Origin of the sequence: Rhizobium albus (genome assembly GCA_030160035.1) — a bacterium.
Lineage (GTDB): Bacteria > Pseudomonadota > Alphaproteobacteria > Rhizobiales > Rhizobiaceae > Georhizobium > Georhizobium albus.
The window spans coordinates 643,148-667,366 of the sequence record BSNO01000004.1 but is presented as its reverse complement, the minus strand read 5'-3'; the positions used below and the strand labels follow the sequence as shown (position 1 = coordinate 667,366).

The window sequence follows — 24,219 nt, the reverse complement described above, 5'->3', positions numbered from 1 at the left end:
GGACTGATCAATGCCCGAATTGCCTGAGGTGGAAACGGTGCGGCGCGGCCTGGCGCCCGCCATGGAAGGTCGCACGATCGCCCGTGTCGAGCAGCGGCGGCCCGACCTTCGGTTCCCTTTTCCCGAGAACTTCGCCGCACGTCTTGAAGGCCGCTGCATCGTCTCGCTTGGCCGGCGTGCGAAATATCTGCTGATCGAACTCGATGACGATGCTGTCGTCGTCGCACATCTCGGCATGTCGGGATCGTTCCGGATGGAGGCACCCGGCGCCCCTGATCCGGAGACCGACACACCCGGAAATTTTCACCGTGCCCGCTCGCGCCTCACCCAGCACGATCACATCATCTTTCATCTTGCGGACGAAGGGGCACCGCTTTCCGTCATCTATAATGACCCGCGGCGCTTCGGCTTCATGACACTGATCGAGCGCAAGGCCGATCTTCCGGTTCACCCGCATTTTCTGGGCCTCGGGCGCGAGCCGACTGGCAATGATCTCGACGCCGATTATCTCGCATCGCGCTTTGCGGGAAAGACCGCTCCGCTCAAGGCCGCGCTTCTCGACCAGCGGGTGATCGCCGGGCTTGGCAATATCTATGTGTGCGAGGCGCTATGGCGCTCCCGCCTATCACCGCGCCGCGCCGCCGGCTCGCTTGTCACGTCCAGCGGCAAGCCGGGCAAGCGGCTCGATGCCCTGAGTGTCGCCATAAGGGACGTGATCGCCGACGCCATCGCTGCCGGCGGCTCGTCATTGCGCGACTACATGCAGGCGGACGGGGCGCTCGGCTATTTCCAGCACAGCTTTTCCGTCTACGATCGCGAGAGCGAGCCTTGCCGTCGCGAGGCTTGTGGCGGTACGGTCCGCCGCATCGTCCAGAGCGGGCGATCGACATTCTTCTGCCCCAGCTGCCAGCGGTGATACCGGGCCGGCGGGGCCCTCAGGCGCAAGGGAGGTTTCATGGCCTACGAAACGATCAAGGTGGAGACGCGCGACCGTGTGGCGATCGTGACTTTGAACCGGCCGGACGCCCTCAATGCGCTGAACTCCACCGTGATGACCGAGATGATCGACGCTACGGAAGGCTTCGATCGCGAAGCCGGCATCGGCGCGATCGTCATCACCGGTTCGGAAAAGGCCTTCGCCGCCGGTGCCGACATCAAGGAAATGCAGTCGCTCACCTTCGTCGACAATTACCTCGGCGACTTCATCGGCGGCTGGGATGCCATCGCCCGCACCCGCAAGCCCAAGATCGCTGCCGTTTCGGGCTACGCGCTGGGCGGAGGCTGCGAGCTGGCGATGCTTTGCGATTTCATCATCGCTGCCGACACCGCGAAGTTCGGTCAGCCGGAAATCACGCTCGGCGTCATCCCGGGCATGGGCGGGACGCAGCGCCTGACGCGGGCGGTCGGCAAGGCCAAGGCAATGGATCTCTGCCTCACCGGCCGCATGATGGACGCCAATGAGGCCGAACGCTCGGGGCTTGTCGCACGCGTCGTGCCGGCTGCCGAACTTCTCGACGTGGCGATTAAGGCTGCACAGAAGATCGCATCCTTGCCGCTGCCGGCCGTGATGATGGCGAAGGAAACCGTCGATCGCGCCTTCGAAAGCACCCTCAGTGAGGGCCTGCGCTTCGAGCGCCGGGTGTTTCACTCGCTGTTTGCGACGGAAGACCAGAAGGAAGGCATGGCGGCCTTTGCCGAAAAGCGGAAGCCCGTCTTCAAGAACCGCTAGCTGGCGATCGGGCGCGCGACGATCTGCGCCCCGGACAGACGTTTGCGATGGCCTGTCCTGCGTTTTGCGCGTTGACGCGTCCGATCATTCCAGCTATACGCGCCGCACGGATTTGGCAGACCATTCGTGTGTCCGCCTGCTCATTTGCTCCCACTCTCGATGATGACGAAGCCTCCGACGAGGTTTTTCCGCGGGCAGTGGCGGCACGGAACAAGTTTGTAAGAGAGGCATCGATGGCCAATACCACTTCGGCGAAAAAAGCGACCCGCAAGATGGCGCGCCGCACCCTGATCAACAAGTCGCGCCGCTCGCGCGTCCGTACGTTCGTCCGCAAGGTCGAAGAGGCGATTGCTTCGGGCGACCTGCAGGCAGCTGCAGCCGCTTTCAAGGCAGCACAGCCCGAGCTGATGCGCGCTGCGACCAAGGGCGTGATGCACAAGAACACGGCATCGCGGAAGGTCTCGCGCCTGGCGGCTCGGGTCAAGGCGATCAGCGCCTAAGACGTCCCATTTCCGAACACCATCTGGTTAAGCCTGGCCGCGGCCGGGCTTTTCTGATTCATGCCTTTTCGAATTGCCACAGTCGCTGGATTGCCCGTCACATCCCTGACATAGACCTTACGGGCCGACAGATTTTATTGTTTGAGAACAGTATCTTACAGGAGGTGTCTCTTTGTACGCAACTTGTTCTCCCGGCCGCAATTTGGCCAAAAGCGGTCAAGCGCTATTTTATTTTTTTCTCCGCGCCCGTGACTTTTTAGAGTGGATTTTTCGAAAAGCGCCTTCCTTCAACGCTTTACCGAAAACGCACTTGTTGCGGCCCCTGCGCAGCCGGGCTGTCAAGCCTTCCACCGTTAAAACGGCGTAAATTCTCCAGTTGATATCTCTGAACGAGGCTGCCTTAATACCTTCCACAGGGGGCAGCCAGTAAACAGGTGACGGACCGCATGCGGATCGTCACTGCCGACGGCCAACGTCGAGCTGAGCTGTTTCCGCACATCGTTAGCGCGCGGCGTTATCGCGCATTCATTGTCTTGATGACGAGGATCGGCACGCGGATCATCCTTCGCGTGATACGTTTCTTGTTGTCTTTTAGAAGACCACTGCATCGGGGCGCATGTGGAACACTGCGAGGGGAAACGCTGAGAATGAGCAGATAGCGGGGCGACGGGCAAAACCGGCTCTCCTTCGTTGCGAGGCGGAGGGACCGGAGCCGGTAGTCGGTGTGGACGCGAGGCCTCACCGACTGATGCGAGTTTCGACATGGCAAACGAGCGAAACGGCATCTGAAAAGGCGCCATCCGATGGGCATGATGTCCGGGATGGGTGGGACAGGCGAACAGCAGTTTAAAAGGCGGCAAAATATGCAATCGACACCAGCGTCCGTCGCACAAGGCGGCGATTGGAATGCGCGTAAGGATGTGGAGGACACCAGTTCGTCCGACCTCAACCCGCACCAGCGGAATGGAGGCGATGAGATGGTCCATGATGCGCAGTTCGAACGGGTTCGCGCTCGCCTCAAGGCGCAGCTCGGCCAGGAAATCTTCACGAGCTGGTTTGGCCGCCTGAAGGTCGACTCCACATCGAAGAGCGTCGTGCGGCTTTCCGTTCCGACAACCTTTCTCAAGTCGTGGATTCAGAACCGCTATCTCGACCTGATCTGCAAGCTGTATCAGGAAGAGAACGCCGAGATCCTCCGCGTCGAGATCGTCGTTCGTTCCGCCACCCGGTCTTCACGTCCGATGATCGGACAGAACACCGGTGAGGCCGCAGGCGCGGCGCAGATCGGCAACGCGATCAATCCCGTCCACATCCGCATTCCGTCTGCTGGCCCAGCACCCGCTTCGGCCCGCCGCCCTGCCCCGGGCTCCAATCCTGTCGTCGGCTCGCCGCTTGACGCCCGCTATACGTTCGAGTCCTTCATCGAGGGATCGTCGAACCGCGTGGCGCTTGCCGCCGCGAAGACCATTGCCGAGGCCGGTGCGGGCGCGGTGCGCTTCAACCCTCTCTTCGTTCACTCCAGTGTCGGGCTCGGGAAGACCCATCTCCTGCAGGCGATCGCCTCGGCAGCGCTCGCCAGCCCGCGCAACCCGCGCGTCGTCTATCTGACGGCGGAGTATTTCATGTGGCGGTTCGCCAGCGCCATTCGCGACAATGATGCGCTGTCTTTTAAGGATGCGCTGCGCAACATCGACCTCCTGATCATCGACGACATGCAATTCCTGCAGGGCAAGTCGATCCAGAACGAGTTCTGCCATCTCCTGAACATGCTGCTCGACAGCGCCAAGCAGGTGGTCGTTGCCGCCGATCGGGCACCGTGGGAGCTGGAATCGCTCGACGCCCGCGTGCGCTCGCGTCTCCAGGGCGGTGTTGCGATCGAGATGGAAGGACCAGATTACGAGATGCGCCTGGAAATCCTGCAGCAGCGGCTTGCCGCCGCGCAGGCAGAAGACCCATCCGTCGATATCCCGCTGCCAATCCTCGATCATGTGGCGCGCCACATCACCGCGAGCGGCCGTGAACTGGAAGGTGCCTTCAACCAGCTTCTCTTCCGTCGCTCCTTCGAGCCCAATCTCACGATCGAGCGGGTGGACGAGTTTCTCGGCCATCTCGTCAATGCCGGCGAGCCGAAGCGCGTCCGCATCGAAGATATTCAGCGTGTCGTGGCGCGCCACTACAATGTCTCGCGACAGGAACTGGTTTCCAATCGCCGGACGCGCGTGATCGTCAAACCACGTCAGATCGCGATGTATCTCGCCAAGACGCTGACGCCGCGCTCCTTCCCGGAGATCGGCCGCCGCTTTGGCGGACGCGACCACACGACCGTTCTGCATGCCGTGCGCAAGATCGAAGACCTGATCGGGAAAGACACCAAGCTTTCCCACGAGGTCGAACTGCTGAAGCGTCTGATCAACGAATAGCCATCGCGCTGCCGCCTCCTCCCCCCGTCCATGGGGTGCGCGGATCCGCGGCAGCGTGACCGGAGCCCGGAGAGGGCGGCGGACGGCCGACAGCGGCATTTCGGTTTTCCTTGAAGACCGGTGCCGCTGCCGGTCGCCTGGTTTTTACCTGTCTTTTCCCCATGATCCACGCCGTCCAGAGGCATGCTTGAGCCCCTTTGGTCTTGCGCTCAGCCGGCCAAATTGCCAAATTGCCGGTCCACATTTAAGCGAGCCTCCGAACAAGCGATCGCAGTAGGTCCGGCCAGTCGCCGTCGGAGAGGCTGGCCCGCCAGAACGCCCCAAGAAGGCTTGAGAAGACGAGAAACGGTCCCATGCGTGTCACGCTCGAACGGTCGAACCTCTTGAAGTCGCTGAACCACGTTCACCGCGTGGTGGAGCGGCGCAACACGATCCCGATCCTGTCGAACGTGCTCCTGCGCGCCGAGGGCGCGAGCCTCTCCATGCGCGCCACGGATCTGGATCTCGAAATCACCGAAGCCGCTCCCGCCATGGTCGAGCAGGCCGGATCGACGACCGTTCCCGCCCATCTTCTCTACGACATCGTCCGCAAGCTGCCGGACGGCGCCGAGGTATCGCTGTCGATGACGGGCGAGAAGGGACAGATGAGCGTTTCCTCGAGCCGCTCGCGCTTCACGCTGCAGTGCCTGCCCGAGACGGATTTTCCGGATCTGACGGCCGGCGCCTTCAGCCACACCTTCCGTCTGCCCGCCGAGACGCTGCGCATGCTGATTGCGCGCACCCAGTTCGCGATCTCGACGGAAGAGACCCGCTACTATCTCAACGGCATCTACATGCACACGGTCGAGGATGGCGACAAGCTGAAGCTGCGCGCCGTTGCGACCGACGGACACCGCCTGGCGCGTGCCGACATCATCGCGCCGTCGGGCGCCGAGGGCATGCCGGGCATCATCATCCCGCGCAAGACTGTCGGCGAGTTGCAGAAGCTGGTCGACGATCCTGAAGTCGTCGTGACGGTGGAACTGTCGGACGCGAAGATTCGCTTCACGATCGGCTCGATCGTTTTAACCTCTAAGCTGATCGATGGCACCTTCCCCGACTATCAGCGCGTTATCCCGACCGGGAACGACAAGGAACTGACGATCGACTGCCAGTCCTTCGCCCAGGCCGTCGACCGCGTATCGACGATTTCGTCGGAGCGCGGGCGCGCCGTCAAGCTCGCCATCCGCGACGGTCAGCTGGTGCTGACGGTGAACAACCCGGATTCCGGCAGCGCGACGGAAGAGCTTGCCGTCGGCTACGACAACGAGCCGATCGAGATCGGCTTCAACGCGAAGTATCTGCTCGACATCACGGGCCAGCTCACCGGGACCGAAGCCGTGTTCATGCTGGCAGATCCGGGCTCGCCGACGCTTGTGCGCGAAACCAGCGACGACGACGCGCTTTACGTTTTGATGCCGATGCGGGTTTGACCCCGGCTTCTAACGCCTCGAGGCGGCAAGGCTGATGCCGGATAAAGTGGCCATCGGGCGTCTCAGCCTCACCGATTTCCGCAATTATAGCGAGCTGACGCTGCGCTTTGCGGGAAAACATGTCGTCTTCACCGGCAATAATGGTGCCGGCAAGACGAACCTGCTCGAAGCGATCTCTCTGCTTTCGCCTGGCCGCGGCATGCGGCGAATTACCTATTCGGAAGCCGCGCGCGAAGGGTCGACCGGCGGTTTCACGCTGTTTGCGGAAGTCGAGGGCATGGCGGGTCCCGCCACAATCGGTACGACCGCTGGTGATGAGGCGGAAGGCGGCCAGCGCCGCGTGCGCATCAATGGTGCAGCCGCGCGCACCAACGAGGCGCTTCTCGACCATGTTCGGATCACGTGGCTGACGCCGGCGATGGACGGGCTTTTTACCGGACCTGCTGGCGACCGCAGGCGGTTTCTCGACCGCATGGTGCTTGCGGTCGACCCCGGTCACGGCCGCCGCGTGGCGGATTATGAAAAAGCCATGCGCGGACGCAACAGGCTGCTTTCGGAGGGCCGGTTCGATCGCGCCTGGCTTGAAGGTATCGAGGCACAGCTGGCCGAGCTTGCCGTCGCGATCGCCGTTGCCCGGCAGGATTTCGTGCGGCTGCTCACGATTCTCCTGGAACGGGCGCCGGGTGAAGCCGCGAGCCGCTTTCCGAAAGCCGCGATCAAGCTCACGGGCTTCATGGATGATCAGCAAGCCCTTGCGGCGAGCGACATGGAGACACGCTTCGCCGCGTCGCTCGCAGAATCCCGCTGGCGCGACGAAGCGGCCGGGCGGATGCTGGAAGGTCCGCACCGGCAGGATCTCGAAGTGGTGCATGCGGAAAAGTCCATGCCCGCCGCACAATCGTCGACCGGGGAGCAGAAGGCGCTCCTTGTGGGCCTCGTTCTGGCCCACGCGCGGCTGGTCGGCGACCTGACGGGAGCGGCACCGATCCTGCTGCTCGACGAGATCGCCGCGCATCTCGATCCATCGCGCCGTGCCACACTCTTCAGCATCATCGACGATCTCGGCGGCCAGGCCTTCATGACAGGCACGGATGCTGCGCTGTTTTCCGCCTTGGAAGGGCGCGCGCAATTCCTTAGCGTGAATGCCGGCACAGTGACGGAGACCGTTTTCGATGGCTGAACCCGCGCCGCCTTCCCTTTCGCCGGATGAGATCCAGCGCTATGCGCGCCACATCGTGCTTCCCGAAGTGGGCGGGCCCGGCCAGCAGAAGCTGAAGGCTGCGCGGGTCCTCGTAATCGGCGCCGGCGGCCTGGGCGCTCCCGTGATTGCCTATCTGGCGGCGGCAGGCGTCGGCACGATCGGCATCGTCGACGACGACATCGTTTCGCTGTCGAACCTCCAGCGCCAGGTCATCCACCGCACCGCGTCCATCGGCATTCCCAAGACGGAAAGTGCTGCGCAATCGGTTCAGGCCCTCAACGACAACGTCGAGATCGCCCAGCACCAGACACGGCTTGATAGTGAGAACGCGCAGTCTCTCTTAGCCGGCTATGATCTCGTCATCGATGGGTCGGACAATTTCGACACCCGCTATCTCACTGCCGATACGGCGCTTGGGGTGAAGATCCCCCTGGTCACGGGCGCAGTTGGGCGGTTCGATGGGTCGCTCACCGTCATCCTGCCCGATGGTGTCGACGCAGATGGCCGGCCGCACCCGAGTTTCCGCGATCTCTTTCCCGAGCCACCGCCGCCCGGCCTTGTGCCGTCTTGCGCCGAAGCGGGCGTCGTCGGTGCGCTCACCGGTGTGATCGGCACGCTGCAAGCCATGGAAGCGATCAAGCTGATCACCGGGATCGGCGAGCCGCTGGTTGGACGGCTCTTGCTCTACGACGCGCTGGGTGCGCGCTTCGACGTGATGCGCTATCGCAAAGCGCCAGCTGCTTAGCCGGCTTTGTCGACGAAGTCGGTGTTGGCGAATGCCATGATGGCGTCGAGCATCAGTTCATCCTCGTCGCCTTTCATGCGGCTTTGCAGCGCCTGACGCGACATCTTGAAGACCGAGCCGTCCACTTCCTTCACGGGGTCGAGGCGCTTGAACCCCATCTGCCACTGCGAGAACGCACGCTGTTCGGCATTCCGCTCGACGAGGACCATGAAGTTGCGGTGGCGGGGGTCCCTGCGAATCACTCGGGCCACTTCGCCGATCGTTGCCCGGTTTCCTTCGAGAACCTGAATGAAGGTGTCGTCGGCATAGAGCAGCACGCCGGTGACGTCGCGCGCCTTGTTGTTGCGGCGCGAAGCCGACAGGATGTCGTCGAGATCGGCTGGGCTGATCGGACGGGTGGCACCGCTTACGTACAGCAGTTGGAAGATCGACACGCGGGGCCTCCGGATGCTCTTTGGCAGGAAGCACCCGGAGTATCACAAAGGCGTTACTCGACCCTTAAGTCGTTGTATTAGAAGTACTTATATCAGGGATGCGGAAGATACGCTCAGGCCGCGATGCCGATTTGGTACTCCTTGATGGCATCAAACTTGATCGCTTTCCAGCGCTCCGCCTCGTAGTTCAAGGAGAACCCGTCGGACGCAAGGAATACCGGATCGCCATCGAGATCGCGGGCAATATCGCCGCGTTTGACGGTGACGAAGCGTTCCAGTTCGGCCTTGTCCGCCGACGAGATCCAGCGGCAGACATTGAAGCGCGCCAGCTCGAACGATACCGGCAGACCGTATTCGGCTTCCAACCGCGCCTTCAGAACGTCGAGCTGCAGGGCACCGACGACGCCGACGAGCGGTGGCGACCCATCTTCCGGCTGGAAGAGCTGCACGACGCCCTCCTCCGCCATCTGCGCCAAGGCCTCCTTCATCTTCTTCGCCTTCATCGCATCTTCGAGCCGGACGCGGCGCAGGATCTCGGGCGCGAAGTTCGGCACGCCCTTGAAGACCAGATGTTCGCCATCGGTCAGCGTGTCGCCGATCCTGAGCGTGCCATGGTTCGGGATGCCCACCACGTCGCCGGCATAGGCCGTGTCGGCAAGCTGGCGCTGGTGGGCGAAGAAGAACTGCGGGGCCGATAGCGACATCGGCTTCCCGGTGCGCGCAAGCCGCGCCTTCATGCCGCGCTGCAGCTTACCGGAGCACACACGCACGAAGGCGATGCGGTCACGGTGGTTCGGGTCCATATTGGCCTGGATCTTGAAAACGAAGGCCGACATCTTTTCGTCGGTGGCCGCAACCTTGCGCGTGTCGGCAATCTGGTCGCGCGGCGGCGGCGCGTAGCGGCCGAGCGCATTGATCAGGTCACGAACGCCGAAATTGCGAAGCGCCGAGCCGAAATAGACCGGCGTCAGATGACCTTCGAGGAAAGCCTGGCTGTCGAACGGCCGGCATGCCTCCATGGCTAGCGCGCACTCCTCGATGAAGGCTTCGCGCTCGTTTTCGGGCAGAAGACCTGCGACCGCGTCGGACTCAGGCCCATTCACGGACGTCGTCTGCTCCTCGGCGTCGCTGCGGCGGATGGTGTTGTCGCTTAAGTGGTACGTGCCCGAAAAGCTTTTGCCGCGACCGATCGGCCAGGTCATGGGCGCCGTGTCGAGCGCGAGCTTTTGCTCGACTTCGTCGAGGATCTCGAACGGGTCGCGGCTTTCGCGGTCCATCTTGTTGATGAAGGTCACGATCGGAATGTCGCGCAGGCGGCAGACTTCGAACAGCTTCAACGTGCGCGGCTCGATGCCCTTCGCCGCGTCGATGACCATGATGGCAGCATCGACGGCAGTCAGCGTGCGATAGGTGTCGTCGGCGAAATCCTCGTGGCCCGGCGTGTCGAGCAGGTTGAAGACATGATCGCCATATTCGAAGGTCATCACCGAGGTGACGACCGAAATGCCGCGTTCACGTTCGATCTTCATCCAGTCGGAACGCGTGTTCATACGGTCCTTCTTGGCCTTGACCTCGCCGGCAAGCTGGATCGCGCCCCCGAACAGCAGCAGCTTTTCGGTCAGCGTCGTCTTGCCGGCGTCGGGGTGCGAGATGATCGCGAAAGTGCGGCGCCGTGCCACTTCGGCGGCCAGTGGTTCGCTCATGGTGTGGATATCCTGTTGTTGCGGGGTTTCTAGCCGGTCCTCCCGCGTCTTTCAATTGACCGTAGCGCTTGGCTTGCGGCAAATGCGGCGATGACCAGCCCTGCCACCAGCGACGCCCCCATTCTCGGCCTGATCCGCCTTCCGCATGGCGAAGGGCTTGCCCTGCCCGGCTACCAGACCGGCGGTGCCGCCGGCATGGATCTGCGCGCTGCCGTCGAGGCGGATAGGCCCCTGATGCTCGCCCCCGGCGCGCGGGTGCTGGTGCCGACCGGCTTCATTTTCGAGATTCCCGTCGGCTACGAGGCGCAGATTCGGCCCCGTTCCGGGCTTGCTTTTAAAAATGGGGTGACCTGCCTCAATACGCCAGGGACGATCGACTGGGATTATCGCGGCGAGGTGCAGGTGCTCTTGATCAACCATGGCGATGCGCCCTTCGACATCACCCGCGGTTTGCGCATCGCGCAGATGGTGATCGCCCCGGTCGTACGCGCTGCCGTCGAGGAGCGCGCGGAGGCTTCCCAGAGCGCGCGCGGGACGGGCGGGTTCGGTTCGACCGGCACTGGATAGCCTGTGGATAACCGCTGGAAAAGCTGTGGGACGATCGTGGACGGAGCGCTCGTCACGTTCTGCTAATGTTCAGACGGCGAGCACCAACGCCGCCACGCCGCAAACGATCAGCGCGCAGCCTGCAAGTTCCATGCGCGTGATGGTTTCCTTGAAGATGAAGACCGATGCGGCGAAGGTGAACAGCATCTCCACCTGCGCCACCGCCTTCACGTAGGCCGCCTGCTGCAGCGTCATCGCCGTGAACCAGCCAAAGGATGCTGTGGCGCCCGCTAAACCCACCAGAAGCGCGAGTTTCCACGCCTTGCGGATGCGGGCAAATTCCTCCGGCTCCCGCAGCGCCATCCAGATCGACATGACGATGGTCTGGAAGATGACCGCAACGACGAGCGTAGTCCCTGCCTGGATCACCGCATGGGGGCCGCCGAGCGAAACGGACGCCGCACGATAGGAAACGCCGGAGACGCCGAACAGCGTTCCCGAAGCAAGGCCGATCAGCGCCGTTCTGCTGGTGACCGAAAGCAAAAGCGCCTTTGTGGAAAACGTCGTGCGCGCCACCGAAATCAGCATCACGCCGAAGACCGAGATCGCGATCGCGACGAGCGTTCCGACCGTGACGACTTCGCCGAGGAACAGGAGCCCGAACAGGGCTGCCTGCGCGGGTTCGGTCCGCGAATATGCAGTGCCGACCGTGAAGTTTCGAAACGAGAAGAGATGGACGAGAAGCGCCTGCGCAAGGATCTGCGCGATGGACGCAAGCACGACCCAGAGGAAGAAGGTGGTGTGGACCGCTGGGATCGGCAGATCGAGCACCGCGACCGCAATGGCCAGGAAGAGAAGCGCAAAGGGCACGCCGAAGCCGAAGCGCACAAAGGTTGCCCCTGTCGTGCCCATCGCGCCCTTGAGATATTTCTGAAGCGCCGAACGGATATTCTGAACGAATGCCGCGGCGAAAGTGATTGCGACCCAAAGTTCCATGTCGGTCGCGTTAGCACGAAGCCATCGCGCTCGGTAGCATCCCCGATCCGAGAATGATGGCTTTAATGCCTGCCAATCACCACATTCGGGGTTCTTCCTGTTTCTTTACGAGCGGTATGGCATAAAGTGGCGATGGCACCGAAGAATCACACACCACAACCCGACGATTTCACGCATATCCGCGACTGGGTCTTCGATCTCGACAACACGCTCTACCCGCGCCACACGGATCTGTTCTCGCAGATCGACGCGCGGATGACCGATTTTGTGGCGGAGCTGCTGCATCTGCCTTCGGACGAAGCGCGCGTGCTGCAAAAGCAGTATTACCGCGACCACGGCACCACGCTGAAAGGCCTGATGACCGAGCACAAGATCGACCCGAACGCTTTTCTGGAGCGGGTGCACGACATCGATTATTCGTGGGTGAAGCCCGATCCGGCGCTGGGCGAGGCGATCAAGTCGCTGCCCGGCCGCAAGTTCATCTTCACCAATGGTGATACGCGCCACGCCCAGCGCACCGCACAGGCGCTCGGCATTCTCGACCATTTCGACGACATCTTCGACATCGTCGCCGCAGACCTGATGCCGAAGCCGGCCGCCGTGACCTACGACAAGTTCATGGGGCTGCACCGTATCGAGGCGGACCGCGCGGTCATGTTCGAGGACCTGCCGCGCAATCTCACCGTTCCCAAGGCCGTCGGCATGAAGACCGTTCTGATCGTGCCGAACAACATGGAAGGCCCGCTCGGTGACGTCTGGGAGCACGAGGGCTATGACGGCGAACACATCGATTATGTGACGGATGACCTCGCCGCCTTCCTGAAGGCGGCTCAGCGCCAGTTGGAGCCGGGCGAGTAACGCCCGGCTTTCATTTCCGCAAGTTTTAGTGCTGATGCTCGTGCGCGCCACCCGCCTGACGGGAGCCCGCTGCAAGCACGGGCAGGTCGAGCGTCACTTCGCCGGCATTTTCGAACTCGAGCGTCACCGAAACAGTCTCGCCTTCCTCGAAGCCTTCCGACAGGTCCTGGAACATCAGGTGATAGCCGCCTGGCTCAAGCGCGATGCTTTCACCAGCGGGAATCGCGATCCCGTCATCCAGCCGGCGCATCGTCATGACGTCATTCTCGACGGCCATCTCGTGAATTTCGGCGCGCTCGGTCACCGGTGAAGTCACGGCAACCAGACGATCCTCGTCGTCTCCGGTATTCTCGACCGTGAGATAACCACCGCCGACGCGCTGGTTCGGCAGGGTTGCGCGGGTCCAGTAGCCCGAGATCGTCAATTCGCCGATTGTGACCGGTTGAACTTCGGCGTCCGCCGCAGCCTCGGCGCCGTGTGCGTGGCCGCCATGGGCGTGGGCATGCTCGCCGGCTTCTGTCTCAGCGGCAACGACGGTCAGCGTCGGTGCAGGATAGTCGAGGCTGTGCGGGTCGATGCCGTCTTCGGCCACGTCCACCCAGGCGACTTCTCCGTCGGCGCAAAGCTGGGTCGTCGGGAAGCTGAGGACCGCGCCTGCCTGCACATTGGAGATGCGTCCTGCAACGACGAATTCGTCGTAATGGCCGTCCTGCAGATCGCCACCCGACCATGTGACGGAGCGCACGCCCGACGTGATTTCACGGCCATGGAGATTGTGGGCCTCGGCATAGTCTCCGGTTTCGGTCTCGAGCGTCCAGCCGGCCTTCGGCATGGGCTTGGCGTCGATAAAGCCTTCCGGCAGGTCGATCGTCACGGTGTGCGTGGCCTGACCATCGCAACCGTGCGGAATGCGCATGACAGCCTTGAAGGAGCCCGGCTGAGCCTCCGCCCGCTCGAGCGATGCGTGGGCGGATGCGTTGGAGATCGGGAATACGGAAAGCGTGGCGAGCATGGTGCCGGCCAGTACGGATGCGTGAACGCGCATGAAAATGCCTTTTTCAGATCTGGGAATGCCAAAGCGTCGACCACGTTCGTGGCCGTATCGGATCAGATCGAAAAAGGTGGGGCCTGGCCGGGAGGTCCAAAACTGCGGTCGGGACCTGGAACGACCGTCGCTGACAGGGGAACCGAACTGCCGGCCGCTTGCGGCTCGCCGATGCGTCCGATCTCCGGCTGCGATGGCTCGGGAAGCGCGGTCAGCGCGCAGAGCGCGGTGCAGACGCAGTGGTCGATGGCCGACGAGGCACCGTCGCCATCGATTGCCTCTGCCGGATCGAACGGCCCGTGGACGGTACAGATGACCCCGGATGGCTTGCCCGCAGCCGCATGCGCCTCGACGAAGGGCTGTAGGAACGGCAGTGCGAGCACGAGCAGCGCCACCCGCGCGAACAGCGAGATCTCGCTGCGCAGGCCGACGATCAATCCCTCGTGCCGCCGTTTCCTCATGGCAGCACCTCTTATCGGCTTCGGCCGTGGGCGCCAAACGACAAATTGCAGCAGGCCCGGTGCATTGCGCTCCTTGCCACAATCGTGCCTCTTCCTTAGGAGGACGGACATCGTGCGGGGCAGCAATGTCCGGCACCACCGAAACCCAGACGAGAGGCCCGCATGACCAGCCATCAAGACCTTGCCCGGATCATCGATACCGCCTTCGAGGGGCGCGACCAGATTACCACGTCCACCAAGGGCGAAGTGCGCGATGCGGTCGAAACCGCGCTCAACCTGCTCGACCAGGGCAAAGCGCGCGTTGCCGAAAAGGGCAGCGATGGCGAGTGGACCGTCAATCAGTGGCTGAAGAAAGCCGTGCTTCTCTCTTTCCGCCTCAACCCGATGGACATCATCAAGGGCGGCCCCGGCGACAGCGTCTGGTGGGACAAGGTCGGCTCAAAGTTCGACGGCTGGAGCGGCATCGATTTCGAGAATGCCGGTTTCCGCGCCGTACCCAACTGCACCGTGCGCCGCTCGGCCTTCATCGGCCGCAACGTCATTCTCATGCCCTCCTTCGTCAATCTCGGCGCCTATGTGGATGAAGGCACGATGGTCGACACCTGGGCGACCGTCGGCTCTTGCGCGCAGATCGGCAAGAACGTGCATCTGTCAGGCGGCGTCGGCATCGGCGGCGTCCTGGAGCCGCTGCAGGCCGGCCCGGTCATCATCGAGGACAATTGCTTCATCGGCGCGCGCTCGGAAGTGGTCGAAGGCTGCATCGTGCGCGAAGGCGCCGTTCTTGGAATGGGCGTCTATATCGGCAAATCCACCAAGATCGTCGATCGCGAGACCGGCAGCGTCACCTATGGCGAGATCCCTGCCTATTCGGTCGTGGTGGCCGGCACCATGCCGGGCAAGCCGATGGGCAACGGCGAGCCCGGCCCCGGCCTCTATTGCGCCGTGATCGTCAAGAAGGTTGACGAGAAGACGCGGTCGAAGACGTCGATCAACGAGCTGCTGCGGGCATGAGATGAGCGACAGCCAACGAGGGGCGGACAAGGATCCAAAGGGCGCCGGCGGCGCCACCCTCTTCTGGCTGTTTTTGTCGGGACAGGGGCGCATCGGCCGGCGCCTCTTCGTTCTCGGCTGGCTGTTTCTGACAGCCATCAACGGCTTCCTGCTCTCCATCCTGCTCAAGCTCGACGAGGAAAGCGAGGCGGTCCTCTTCTGGATTTCGGTCTCGTTCGTCGTCGGGCTCTTCACCCTCGCCGCGTCCATCATGCTGACGATCAAGCGCCTGCGCGACATCAACGCGGCGAGCGCGTTTGCCGTTTTGATCTTCATTCCGATGCTGTCGCTGATCGTACTCGGGCTGCTGGCGCTCATTCCGGGGCAGCCTGAGGGCACGGACGTGGACGAGCGCGACGAAAGCGATGACACCGACCTCTGAACCGGGCTAATTTTCCGCACATGACACAAGAGACCCTCGCCACGGACCCCGTCGTCAATCTGTCAGCGCTGGTGCGCTGCGCCTCCGTCACGCCGGCAGAGGGCGGAGCGCTCGGCGCGCTCGAAGCCATGCTCGTTCCTCTCGGCTTCAGTGTCGAGCGCGTCACTTTCAGCGACGACGATACGCCCGACGTCGAAAATCTTTATGCGCGTCTCGGCAGCGCGGAGCCGCATCTGATGTTTGCCGGCCACACCGACGTGGTGCCGCCCGGCGATGTCGCCGCCTGGTCGAAGCCGCCTTTCGAGGCAGCCATCGTCGACGACATGATGATCGGGCGTGGCACGGTCGACATGAAGGGTGGCATTGCCGCCTTCGTGGCCGCCTGCGCGAGCTACATCGCCGAAAACGGACCGCCGAAAGGCTCGATCTCTTTCCTCATCACGGGCGACGAGGAAGGGCCGTCGATCAACGGCACCGAGAAGCTCTTGAAGCATGCCGATGCGAAGGGCGAAGTCTGGCAGGGCGCGATCGTCGGCGAACCGACGAACCCCGAAGCCATGGGCGACATGATCAAGATCGGTCGCCGGGGCTCGCTGTCGGGCTTCATCACCGTTCACGGCGTGCAGGGTCACGTCGCCTACCCGCATCTTGCCGACAACCCGATCCGCGCGATCGTGGCGTTCTGCAATGCGCTGCTCGACACGCCGTTCGACAACGGCACGGATACTTTTCCGGCTACCAATCTCGAAATTACGTCGATCGACGTCGGCAATCCGTCCGTCAATGTGATCCCGAGCAAGGCAACCGCAGCTTTCAACGTGCGTTTCAATGATCGCTGGGACGCGGAAAGCTTGCAGATGGACATTCACAACAGGCTGGATCAGGCGGCGGAGCGTTTGCGCAGCGGCACGGAGCGGCCGCCGGTCGACTTCGACATCGCCTGGAAAGAGCGGCCGAGCCCATCGTTTCTGACACGTGACGAAACGCTGATCGCCGCCATGCAGCAGGCGGTCGAGGGCGTGACCGGGCGGACGCCCAAGCTTTCCACGACCGGTGGAACGTCGGATGCCCGTTTCATCAAGGATTATTGCCCCGTCGTCGAATTCGGCCTTGTCGGCCAGACCATGCACATGGTCGACGAGCGCGTGGCGCTCTCCGATCTTCGGACGCTGACGCAGATCTACCGCCAATTTCTCGATCGCTGGTTCGCCTGATGGTCAGCGGCGGAGAAGTGCAGCGATATCTCTCCGGCGTGTTCATGCTGGCACGCAACGATCAGCGCGGCTTTGCCTATCTCGATCTCACCGCGGACGGGTTCTGGCGCTCTTTCACCGCGATCCTCTACGCCGTGCCAGCCTTCGCGCTGTCCTGGCTCAACTACCGCACGAGCTATATCGCGGCGGCGGGCGACAGCGCTACAACGGGCCTCGGCTTCTTCCTGCGGCTCGCTCTCATTGATGTGCTCAACTGGATCGTGCCGGTGATCATCGTTGCTCTCGTCGCCGCGCCGCTCGGTCTCTCGGCGCATTTCGGCCGGTGGGTCATCGCCACGAACTGGCTGAGCCTGCCCTTTGCCTATCTTATGGCGATCCCGGTCACGATCATGCTTTTGATGCCCGGCGCCGAACCGATCGCGGTGATCACTTCGCTCGCGTTCTTCGGCATCGCAATCGCGATCTTCTTCCGCGTGACGCGCATCGCCTTCGATAACGACATGCCGGTCGCCATCGGCATCACCATCGGCATCGTCGTCCTGTCCTTCACCATGACCGGCATGCTCCACGCCGCCTTCGGGCTCGCGCTGGAGCCCTTGCCGTAAGCGCTGCGGCCACGATCAGATGGCGCGCTGGTTGACGCGTTTCGAAAGCTCTTCGGCGCTCTCGACGCGCTCCGAATAGCGATCGACGAGATAGTCGGCGCGATCACGCACCAGCAGCGTGAACTTCATCAGCTCTTCCATCACGTCGACCATCCGATTGTAGAAGGGCGATGACTTCATGCGGCCGTTCTCTTCGAACTCGGTGAACGCCTTCGGTACGGAGGACTGGTTGGGGATCGTCACCATGCGCATCCAGCGCCCGAGGATGCGCAGTTGGTTGACCGTGTTGAAGCTCTGCGAACCCCCACAAACCTGCATCAGCGCTAGCGTTCGACCCTGGGTCGGGCGCATGCCGCCGAGCGCAAGCGGCAACCAGTCGATCTGGGCCTTCATGATTCCGGTCATCGCTCCGTGCCGTTCGGGCGAGCACCAGACATGGGCCTCCGACCAGAGCGACAGATCGCGCAGTTCCTGCACCTTAGGATGGTCAGCAGAGGCAGCATCCGGAAGTGGCAGATCCTTGGGATCGAAAATCCTCACTTCTGCACCGAAGCGGGTGAGAACCCTGGCTGCTTCCTCGGTCATCAGGCGCGAATAGGACCGTTCGCGCAACGATCCATACAGCATCAGAACGCGGGGCGGATGCGTCTTGTGAGCGGGCCGCAGCAGCGCGTCCTCGTCGATGGGCCGGAACGCATCGTCGCGCAGCGCCGGGAAATCTTGCGTCATGAGTATGCCTTTGCTGTTGGTGGAGGACCCCGAGACTTAAGGCCGCCGGATCACTTCACCATCTTCCTTCGTAAACTCTGTCACCGCACCGTCCGGCAGCAGATCCAGAACCTGTTCGGAGGGACGGCAAAGGCGCGTGCCCAGCGGCGTAATCACGAATGGCCGATTGATGAGGATCGGGTGTTCCATCATGCGGTCAAGCAGATCATCCTCCGTCAGGCTTGCATCTTCGAGACCGATCGCATCATAGGGCGTGCCTTTACGCCGTAGCGCCCCACGGACCGTCAGACCCGCATCGGCGATCATCTGCCTGAGCGTCTCGCGCGTCGGCGGGTGCTTCAGATATTCGATTACCAGGGGTTCGACGCCGCTTGCCCTGATCATCGCAAGCGCATTGCGCGAGGTGCCGCAAGCGGGATTGTGGTAGATCGTCACGCTCAAGCGCATCTCCATAGAGTGATATTTCTAGATTTATCGATATATCTGCCGCTGCGGGGAACTGCAACACCCTCGCGGATCGACATTGCAGGGCAGCAGGTGCCCTCCTACATCCTCAGACACAAGAGAGAACCTGGGCCATGATTTTCAGCAGCATCCGTCTCGCAATTGCAGACCTTTTCGCGCCGGAAAGCCGTTCGGCATTCTGGAAGGTGATCGGCCTGACATTGCTGATGCTCGTCGGGCTGTGGTTCCTCGTCACCGGTGTCTTCTCCGAATGGACGCTGCCCTGGCTGCAGGGCTTCTTCCCCGACATGCCGGAATGGACGAGCACGGCCGGATTCCTGTTCGGCATTCTTGCATCGATCGCGCTGGCTCTTGGCCTTGCGTTTCTGATCGCGCCGATCTCCGTGCTGATCGCCGGCCTGTTCCTCGACGATGTGGCGGAGGCGATCGAGCGGCGGCACTATGGGGATCGGCCGGTCGGTCAGGCGCTGTCGCTGCGCCAGTCCATTCCGCACACGCTCAAGTTCCTCGGCATCGTCATCCTGGGCAACCTTCTGGCGCTGATGCTGCTCTTCATCCCGCTCGTCAATCTGATGGCGTTCTTCGTGGTCAACGCCTACCTGCTGAGCCGGGAGTTCTTCGAATTCGCCGCCATGCGCTACCACACGCCGGCGGACGCCAAGCAACTGCGGTCACGCCACGGCACGACGGTGTTCTTCGCGGGCATCGCGATCGCCGCGTTCCTGGCGATCCCCATCCTCAACCTTTTGACGCCGCTCTTTGCGGCGGCGCTGATGGTGCACCTGCATCAACGCGTCGTGGCCAAGGACCCCGAATACGCACTCACGGCGCGCGCCCCGACCCCTGCCACGGTGCGCTGACGCTCCAAGTCAGATCGCTTCTGCCGTCGGAGCGTCGATGTCCTGCATCAGTTCGACGATCGGTGCGGGAACGTCCGTCGTCTTTTCCTTCGACTTGCAGATATCGGCGATAATGCAGCGCTCGCATTCCGGTTTGCGGGCCTTGCACACATAGCGCCCGTGAAGGATCAGCCAGTGATGCGCGTGGTAGAGATAGGGCTGCGGGATCACCCGCATCAGGATCTCCTCCACCTCGTCCGGTGTCTTGCCGGGCGCGAGGCCGATGCGGTTGCCGATGCGGAAGATGTGCGTGTCGACCGCCATCGTCGCCTGACCGAACGCCATGGAGAGCACCACATTCGCGGTCTTGCGGCCGACGCCCGGCAGCGTCACCAGCTCTTCCCGCGTCATCGGCACCTCGCCACCGAAGTCATCGACGAGCTTCTGGCTGAGCGCGATGACGTTCTTCGCCTTATTGCGGAATAGCCCGATCGTCTTGATGTAGTCGCGGACCGTGTCTTCACCGAGTGCCAGCATCTTCTGCGGCGTGTCGGCCACTTTGAAGAGCGCCCGCGTTGCCTTGTTCACGCCCGCATCGGTCGCCTGGGCTGAGAGCGCCACCGCGACGACCAGCGTGAACGGGTTCACGTGCTCCAGTTCGCCCTTCGGCTCGGGCCGCTGCAACTGGAAGCGCCGGAACATCTCCTCCAGCTCCACCTTGGTGTAGCGGCTGCGCCGCGTCGGTTTGCGGGGACTGCGGCTCGCGATTATTTGTCCGGCGGGGGTCTTGGGCTTTTGCATCCGGCCTCTATAATCTGCGTCCATGAGCCAAGGCAACGCGGCCGATGCCGCACCCGACACACCGGTCTTTGAGGCCCTTTTGACCCCGCACCGGTCGCTCGGTCGCGGCGGCTTCATCGTCTTGATGGCGCTGACTTCGGCGCTCTTCATCGCCCACGGGATCGTGTTCCTGATTGCCGGGGCCTGGCCGATCTTTCTGTTCTTCGGGCTGGATCTTGCGCTGCTCTACGGCGCGTTCTGGCTGAATTACCGCTCGGCCCGTGCGCGTGAAATCGTCAGCGTGTCGCGAACACTGCTCACGGTCCGCAAGATCGCGCCATCCGGCCGCAGCGCCGAACACCGGTTCAACCCGTTCTGGGCGCGCTTCCATGTGGCCCGGCATGAGGAGATCGGCATTACCGGCATGGCCGTGGAAGGTGAAGGCCGGCGCACCGATGTCGGCTCGTTCCTCAATCCGGACGATCGCGAAAGCTTCGCCCACGCCTTTTCGGGCGCGCTCGCTTCGGTGAAACGCTGAACGAACCGGCCTGATCAGCCGCAGAAGCGGCTGGCATCGGCGCGGTAGTAGTTCACGTAGCGCGGGCTGATCGCGGCGCGCGGCAGGACCACCATCACATCTGTCGTGCCGAAGGCCCGATCGATCACGGCACCGTCGCCGAAACGGGCCCCAAGCCTCAGATAGCCCTTCACCAGCGGCGGCAGTGCCGCAAGCGCCTCGCGCGGACGGATCGCTTCGACGGGCATCAGATCCATCTTGCGGTAAAGCTCCGGCAGCGCCGACACGGCCCACTCGCCTTGCGCGGCCGCGGAATGATGCAGGAACGACAAGGCGAGCGCATGGGCTTCCGGCCGGCAGCCGCCGAAGGATGCGCAGCCGAACATCACGTCGATGCCGTGCTCCAGCGCGTAGGCCCAGATGCCCTGCCACAGCAGTTCAACGGTGCGCTTGGTGCGGTAGGTCGGCAGCACGCAGGAGCGGCCGAGCTCGAGAAACCGCTTCTGCGGGTGGCGCGCGATCAGATCGGAGACGCCGAATTCCGAGGTGGAGTAGAAGCCGTGATGCGCCTTCGCCACGCTTTGGCGCAGCAGCCGGTAGGTGCCGACGATCTGGTCTTCCGCGTCACCGCCAAGGCTGGTGTCCAGCACCAGCAGGTGGTCGCAATAGGCATCGAAGCTGTCGACATCGTAACCTGTCGATGCGGACGCCGGCGTCATGCGAGCGCCGAACTCGCCCACGAAAACGTTGTGACGCACACGTTGCGCGGCACGGACCTCAGAAGGCCCTGCTGCAAGGCGGGTGACCAGCGTGCCGATGCGGCCGAGGACGGCGCTGTCGGCGACGACATGGGGCGGGATCATCCGGCTCTGGCTGGCGGCAAGCTGTCGAAGCTCAATCGTCATGGGAATCATCCAAAAAGGCAACCGTTTCTGCAGCGCCTTTAAACATGACTGTGCAACAGAGCAGTGACAAGGTCGGCGGGCGGATGAAACCCCCGGCTGCGGCCTCAGGACGCGATGCGCGCGATCAGCCGCAACAGGCTCGTCGGATCGATCGGCTTCTCGAGATAGAGATCTGCCCCGATGAGAAGCGTCGACTCGCGCGTCTCATTCTGCCCGTCGGCGCTGAGCACAACGACAGGGATATGCGGCAAGCGCCGGGACCGCTGCGTGGCGCGGATTTCGCTGATCGCAGTTGCACCATCCATCACCGGCATCGCGAGATCGGTGATGAGCAGATCATGGGCGCAGGCGCCGGTGATTGGATCAAATGTTTGTTCGATCAGTTGCTGCCCGTTCTCGACGAGAACCACAGAGTGGCCCTCCTTGCGCAGGACATTGGTGATGAGCAGCGCATTCACCGGATTGTCCTCGGCAACAAGGATGTTCAGCGAGCGCGTCATCCCGTCGAGAACGATGAGGCGATCGCCATCGGGATGCGGCGCGTGGTCGGGCAGTGCACGAAACTCCCCGCGAAGAACCGACACGAGGCTCTTGAGGCGGATCGGCGCGATCAACCAGCTGTCGAAGCCGCGTTCGGTCAGACGCTGCAGTGCCTCGCGCTCGATGGGCCGAACGAGAAGCGTGCGCCGTGGGCCGCCACTTTCGAGAGGCGGCAGTCCGGCGATCGATCCGCGGGCACGGTCCAGGATCCGTGCATCGACAATGACGTCGGTGATTTCTTCATCGGCGCAGAATGCCGCAAGATCGCCGCTGGGCGTCGCCACGTGCCAACTGCGGCCCCCTTCAGCTGCGATGCGCTTGACCAGCGCATCCGCCGTCTGGCCGCGCGGCACGAGCAGCAGCACGCGGTTTCCGGCAAGCGCCGGCTGCTTGGCGAAGTAATCGATGCCCGAGGGCGACAGCGCCTCGGCGAGCGGCAGGGTCACGATGAACCGGCTTCCGTGCCCGGTCAGGCTCTCGACCGTAATGGTGCCACCCAACGCCTTGACGATGCGGTTGGAGATGGACAGCCCCAGGCCAACGCCGCCATGGGTGCGTGTCTTGCCGCCATTCGCCTGCTCGAATTCCTCGAAGATGCGTTGCTGATCGCCACGCGCCAGGCCCGGGCCGGTGTCGGCAAAGGTCAGCACGAGGTTGTCGTCGACACGTGCCACCTCGAGCATGACGCCGCCCGTATCGGTAAACTTGATCGCGTTGCCGAGGAGATTGAAGACCACCTGACGGAGGCGGTTGTGGTCGGTCGCGACCATCGTCGGCGTGCCGGCGGCGATCGCTGCGGCGACATCAATGCCCTTTTCGTGGGCCCGCGGCGCCATCAGTTCGATTGCGTCTTCGATCAGATGGTGCAGATCGCCCGTCTCGCGTCTCGGTTCGAACTTGCCGGCCTCGATGGCCGAGAAGTCCAGAAGATCGGCCACGAGATCGAACAGCGCGGTGGCGGAACGGCGTACGGCTTCGACATAGCTTTCCTGCTCTGCGGAAAGCTGCGTACGCTCAAGCAGATGCGTCATGCCGAGAATGCCGTTCAGCGGCGTGCGCACTTCGTGGCTCACCATCGCGAGGAAGCGCGATTTGGCGCGGCTCGCCTCTTCCGCCTTGCGGCGGGCCTCGACCAGTTCGGCGGGCAGCGCTGCCGGTTTCTGATCGGGAGCGACAGGTCGACCCGTGCTGCCGGAGACGAAGGCAATTGCAGCCGCACCGGTCAGGCCCACCATGAGAAAGGGTATGCTGGCCGGCGCGATGAAGGAGACGATGGTCGCGACGAAAAGGCCGGCAAGCACGATGCCGGCCTGGGGCTGGTCTGAAAGCCGCTGGCGAAAACTGCCGAACCACCCACCGGAGGCCGGTTGGGAAGCCTCCAAGGGTCTCAAGACCCGTGAACGTTCGCTGTCAGGGACAAAGGCCATGAGAGCGAGACTAGCAGCCTCACCCTAGGGAAGATTTGAAACCTTCCGTAAGATTTTAGGGAGATCGTGAGGCGGTGCGCCTCAGACCGCCTCGACTTCCCGAACTTCGGGAATGAAGTGCTTCAGAAGGTTCTGGATGCCGTGCTTCAGGGTCGCCGTGGAGGACGGGCAACCGGCGCAGGCGCCCTTCATGTTCAAGAAGACCGTGCCTTCCTTGAAGCCGCGGAAGGTGATGTCGCCACCGTCCTGGGCAACGGCCGGACGGACGCGCGTTTCCAGAAGTTCCTTGATCGTCGCGACGATCGTTTCGTCCTCGTCGTCAAAGAACTCGCCGTCATCCATGGCGTTGCCGCCCGAATTGGCTGCCGCCATCACCGGCTGTCCGGCCATGAAGTGTTCCATGATGGTGCCGAGCACGGCGGGCTTGAGGTGCTGCCAGTCGAGCGCATCGGACTTCGTGATGGTGACAAAGTCATAGCCAAAGAAGACGCCTTCGACGCCGGCAATCGCGAAGAGTTTGCCAGCAAGCGGGGAGGTTTCGGCGGCAGAAGCGGCATCGCGGAAATCCGCCGTGCCCTGCTGCATCACGACCTTGCCCGGCAGAAACTTCAGCGTCGCCGGGTTAGGGGTGGCTTCGGTCTGGATGAACATGTTCA

At 62.9% G+C, this 24,219-nt stretch carries 26 protein-coding genes; 15 read left to right on the top strand and 11 right to left on the bottom strand.

Going from position 1 to position 24,219, the window contains the following annotated elements:
* The first annotated feature begins 10 nt into the window (after positions 1-10).
* From mutM to QQL76_RS18430, 7 genes are all read left to right on the top strand, one after another.
* Positions 11-916, top strand: coding sequence for an Fpg/Nei family DNA glycosylase (mutM, locus tag QQL76_RS18460; protein ID WP_499208876.1), 906 nt, complete (start codon positions 11-13; stop codon positions 914-916).
* Positions 917-955: 39 nt separating this feature from the next.
* On the top strand, positions 956-1,729 hold the full coding sequence (locus QQL76_RS18455) for an enoyl-CoA hydratase (RefSeq protein WP_499208875.1): 774 nt from the start codon (positions 956-958) through the stop codon (positions 1,727-1,729).
* Positions 1,730-1,962: 233 nt separating this feature from the next.
* Positions 1,963-2,229, top strand: a complete 267-nt coding sequence (gene rpsT / locus QQL76_RS18450) for a 30S ribosomal protein S20 (protein ID WP_499208874.1) — start codon at positions 1,963-1,965, stop codon at positions 2,227-2,229.
* 977 nt (positions 2,230-3,206) lie between these two features.
* Positions 3,207-4,649 carry a chromosomal replication initiator protein DnaA gene (dnaA, locus tag QQL76_RS18445; RefSeq protein ID WP_126006410.1) on the top strand — a complete coding sequence of 481 codons (1,443 nt, stop codon included), beginning with the start codon at positions 3,207-3,209 and terminating at the stop codon, positions 4,647-4,649.
* Between the two features lie 353 nt (positions 4,650-5,002).
* Positions 5,003-6,121: a DNA polymerase III subunit beta gene (gene dnaN / locus QQL76_RS18440; protein ID WP_126006413.1), complete on the top strand. Its 1,119-nt coding sequence runs from the start codon at positions 5,003-5,005 to the stop codon at positions 6,119-6,121.
* Between the two features lie 34 nt (positions 6,122-6,155).
* On the top strand, positions 6,156-7,301 hold the full coding sequence (gene recF / locus QQL76_RS18435) for a DNA replication/repair protein RecF (RefSeq protein WP_499208873.1): 1,146 nt from the start codon (positions 6,156-6,158) through the stop codon (positions 7,299-7,301).
* Positions 7,294-8,067: a molybdopterin-synthase adenylyltransferase MoeB gene (locus tag QQL76_RS18430; protein WP_499208872.1), complete on the top strand. Its 774-nt coding sequence runs from the start codon at positions 7,294-7,296 to the stop codon at positions 8,065-8,067. The genes recF and QQL76_RS18430 overlap by 8 nt, the downstream gene beginning before the upstream one ends.
* On the opposite strand, the gene QQL76_RS18425 is transcribed toward QQL76_RS18430, so the two are convergent.
* Complete coding sequence (locus tag QQL76_RS18425; protein ID WP_499208871.1) at positions 8,064-8,501, bottom strand: BLUF domain-containing protein; 438 nt, start codon at positions 8,499-8,501, stop codon at positions 8,064-8,066. The two genes, QQL76_RS18430 and QQL76_RS18425, sit on opposite strands and share 4 nt — an antisense overlap.
* Positions 8,502-8,614: 113 nt before the next feature.
* Complete coding sequence (locus QQL76_RS18420) at positions 8,615-10,204, bottom strand: peptide chain release factor 3 (protein WP_499208870.1); 1,590 nt, start codon at positions 10,202-10,204, stop codon at positions 8,615-8,617.
* A gap of 90 nt (positions 10,205-10,294) precedes the next feature.
* On the opposite strand from QQL76_RS18420, the gene dut reads away from it, so the two are divergent.
* On the top strand, positions 10,295-10,771 hold the full coding sequence (dut, locus tag QQL76_RS18415) for a dUTP diphosphatase (RefSeq protein ID WP_499208869.1): 477 nt from the start codon (positions 10,295-10,297) through the stop codon (positions 10,769-10,771).
* A 69-nt stretch (positions 10,772-10,840) separates the two neighbouring features.
* Here the strand turns inward: dut and QQL76_RS18410 are convergent, their stop codons facing one another.
* Positions 10,841-11,746 carry a DMT family transporter gene (locus QQL76_RS18410; RefSeq protein ID WP_499208868.1) on the bottom strand — a complete coding sequence of 302 codons (906 nt, stop codon included), beginning with the start codon at positions 11,744-11,746 and terminating at the stop codon, positions 10,841-10,843.
* Between the two features lie 132 nt (positions 11,747-11,878).
* On the opposite strand from QQL76_RS18410, the gene QQL76_RS18405 reads away from it, so the two are divergent.
* Positions 11,879-12,604 (top strand): HAD family hydrolase, encoded by a 726-nt coding sequence (locus QQL76_RS18405; RefSeq protein WP_499208867.1) that lies wholly within the window; start codon positions 11,879-11,881, stop codon positions 12,602-12,604.
* Between the two features lie 25 nt (positions 12,605-12,629).
* On the opposite strand, the gene QQL76_RS18400 is transcribed toward QQL76_RS18405, so the two are convergent.
* Both QQL76_RS18400 and QQL76_RS18395 read right to left on the bottom strand, forming a co-directional pair.
* Positions 12,630-13,649 carry a DUF1775 domain-containing protein gene (locus tag QQL76_RS18400; protein ID WP_499208866.1) on the bottom strand — a complete coding sequence of 340 codons (1,020 nt, stop codon included), beginning with the start codon at positions 13,647-13,649 and terminating at the stop codon, positions 12,630-12,632.
* 62 nt (positions 13,650-13,711) lie between these two features.
* Positions 13,712-14,110 carry a hypothetical protein gene (locus QQL76_RS18395; RefSeq protein WP_499208865.1) on the bottom strand — a complete coding sequence of 133 codons (399 nt, stop codon included), beginning with the start codon at positions 14,108-14,110 and terminating at the stop codon, positions 13,712-13,714.
* Between the two features lie 162 nt (positions 14,111-14,272).
* Here QQL76_RS18395 and dapD point away from each other — a divergent pair, with 162 nt between their 5' ends.
* The 4 genes from dapD to QQL76_RS18375 are packed head-to-tail and all read left to right on the top strand — an operon-like array spanning position 14,273 to position 17,361.
* On the top strand, positions 14,273-15,121 hold the full coding sequence (gene dapD, locus QQL76_RS18390; RefSeq protein WP_499208864.1) for a 2,3,4,5-tetrahydropyridine-2,6-dicarboxylate N-succinyltransferase: 849 nt from the start codon (positions 14,273-14,275) through the stop codon (positions 15,119-15,121).
* 1 nt (position 15,122) lies between these two features.
* Complete coding sequence (locus QQL76_RS18385; protein ID WP_126006445.1) at positions 15,123-15,542, top strand: DUF805 domain-containing protein; 420 nt, start codon at positions 15,123-15,125, stop codon at positions 15,540-15,542.
* A gap of 20 nt (positions 15,543-15,562) precedes the next feature.
* Positions 15,563-16,756 carry a succinyl-diaminopimelate desuccinylase gene (dapE, locus tag QQL76_RS18380; RefSeq protein WP_499208863.1) on the top strand — a complete coding sequence of 398 codons (1,194 nt, stop codon included), beginning with the start codon at positions 15,563-15,565 and terminating at the stop codon, positions 16,754-16,756.
* A complete protein-coding gene (locus QQL76_RS18375; protein ID WP_499208862.1) occupies positions 16,756-17,361 on the top strand; it encodes a hypothetical protein in 606 nt (201 codons plus the stop codon). Before dapE ends, QQL76_RS18375 begins: the two co-directional genes overlap by 1 nt.
* 15 nt (positions 17,362-17,376) lie before the next feature.
* Here the strand turns inward: QQL76_RS18375 and arsH are convergent, their stop codons facing one another.
* Positions 17,377-18,090, bottom strand: a complete 714-nt coding sequence (gene arsH / locus QQL76_RS18370) for an NADPH-dependent FMN reductase family protein (protein ID WP_499208861.1) — start codon at positions 18,088-18,090, stop codon at positions 17,377-17,379.
* Between the two features lie 36 nt (positions 18,091-18,126).
* Positions 18,127-18,531, bottom strand: a complete 405-nt coding sequence (gene arsC / locus QQL76_RS18365) for an arsenate reductase (glutaredoxin) (RefSeq protein WP_499208860.1) — start codon at positions 18,529-18,531, stop codon at positions 18,127-18,129.
* Positions 18,532-18,668: 137 nt separating this feature from the next.
* On the opposite strand from arsC, the gene QQL76_RS18360 reads away from it, so the two are divergent.
* Positions 18,669-19,415, top strand: a complete 747-nt coding sequence (locus tag QQL76_RS18360; RefSeq protein WP_499208859.1) for a sulfate transporter family protein — start codon at positions 18,669-18,671, stop codon at positions 19,413-19,415.
* A gap of 9 nt (positions 19,416-19,424) precedes the next feature.
* Here QQL76_RS18360 and nth read toward each other — a convergent pair whose 3' ends face one another.
* Positions 19,425-20,219 carry an endonuclease III gene (gene nth / locus QQL76_RS18355; RefSeq protein WP_499208858.1) on the bottom strand — a complete coding sequence of 265 codons (795 nt, stop codon included), beginning with the start codon at positions 20,217-20,219 and terminating at the stop codon, positions 19,425-19,427.
* On the opposite strand from nth, the gene QQL76_RS18350 reads away from it, so the two are divergent.
* Positions 20,218-20,712: a DUF2244 domain-containing protein gene (locus QQL76_RS18350; RefSeq protein WP_499208857.1), complete on the top strand. Its 495-nt coding sequence runs from the start codon at positions 20,218-20,220 to the stop codon at positions 20,710-20,712. The genes nth and QQL76_RS18350 overlap by 2 nt on opposite strands.
* A 14-nt stretch (positions 20,713-20,726) precedes the next feature.
* Here QQL76_RS18350 and olsB read toward each other — a convergent pair whose 3' ends face one another.
* The 3 genes from olsB to QQL76_RS18335 form a co-directional block, all read right to left on the bottom strand.
* Positions 20,727-21,596: a GNAT family N-acetyltransferase gene (olsB, locus tag QQL76_RS18345; RefSeq protein WP_499208856.1), complete on the bottom strand. Its 870-nt coding sequence runs from the start codon at positions 21,594-21,596 to the stop codon at positions 20,727-20,729.
* A 104-nt stretch (positions 21,597-21,700) separates the two neighbouring features.
* Complete coding sequence (locus tag QQL76_RS18340; protein WP_499208855.1) at positions 21,701-23,527, bottom strand: ATP-binding protein; 1,827 nt, start codon at positions 23,525-23,527, stop codon at positions 21,701-21,703.
* A gap of 117 nt (positions 23,528-23,644) precedes the next feature.
* Positions 23,645-24,214 (bottom strand): NifU family protein, encoded by a 570-nt coding sequence (locus tag QQL76_RS18335; RefSeq protein WP_404863016.1) that lies wholly within the window; start codon positions 24,212-24,214, stop codon positions 23,645-23,647.
* Positions 24,215-24,219 lie beyond the last annotated feature (5 nt).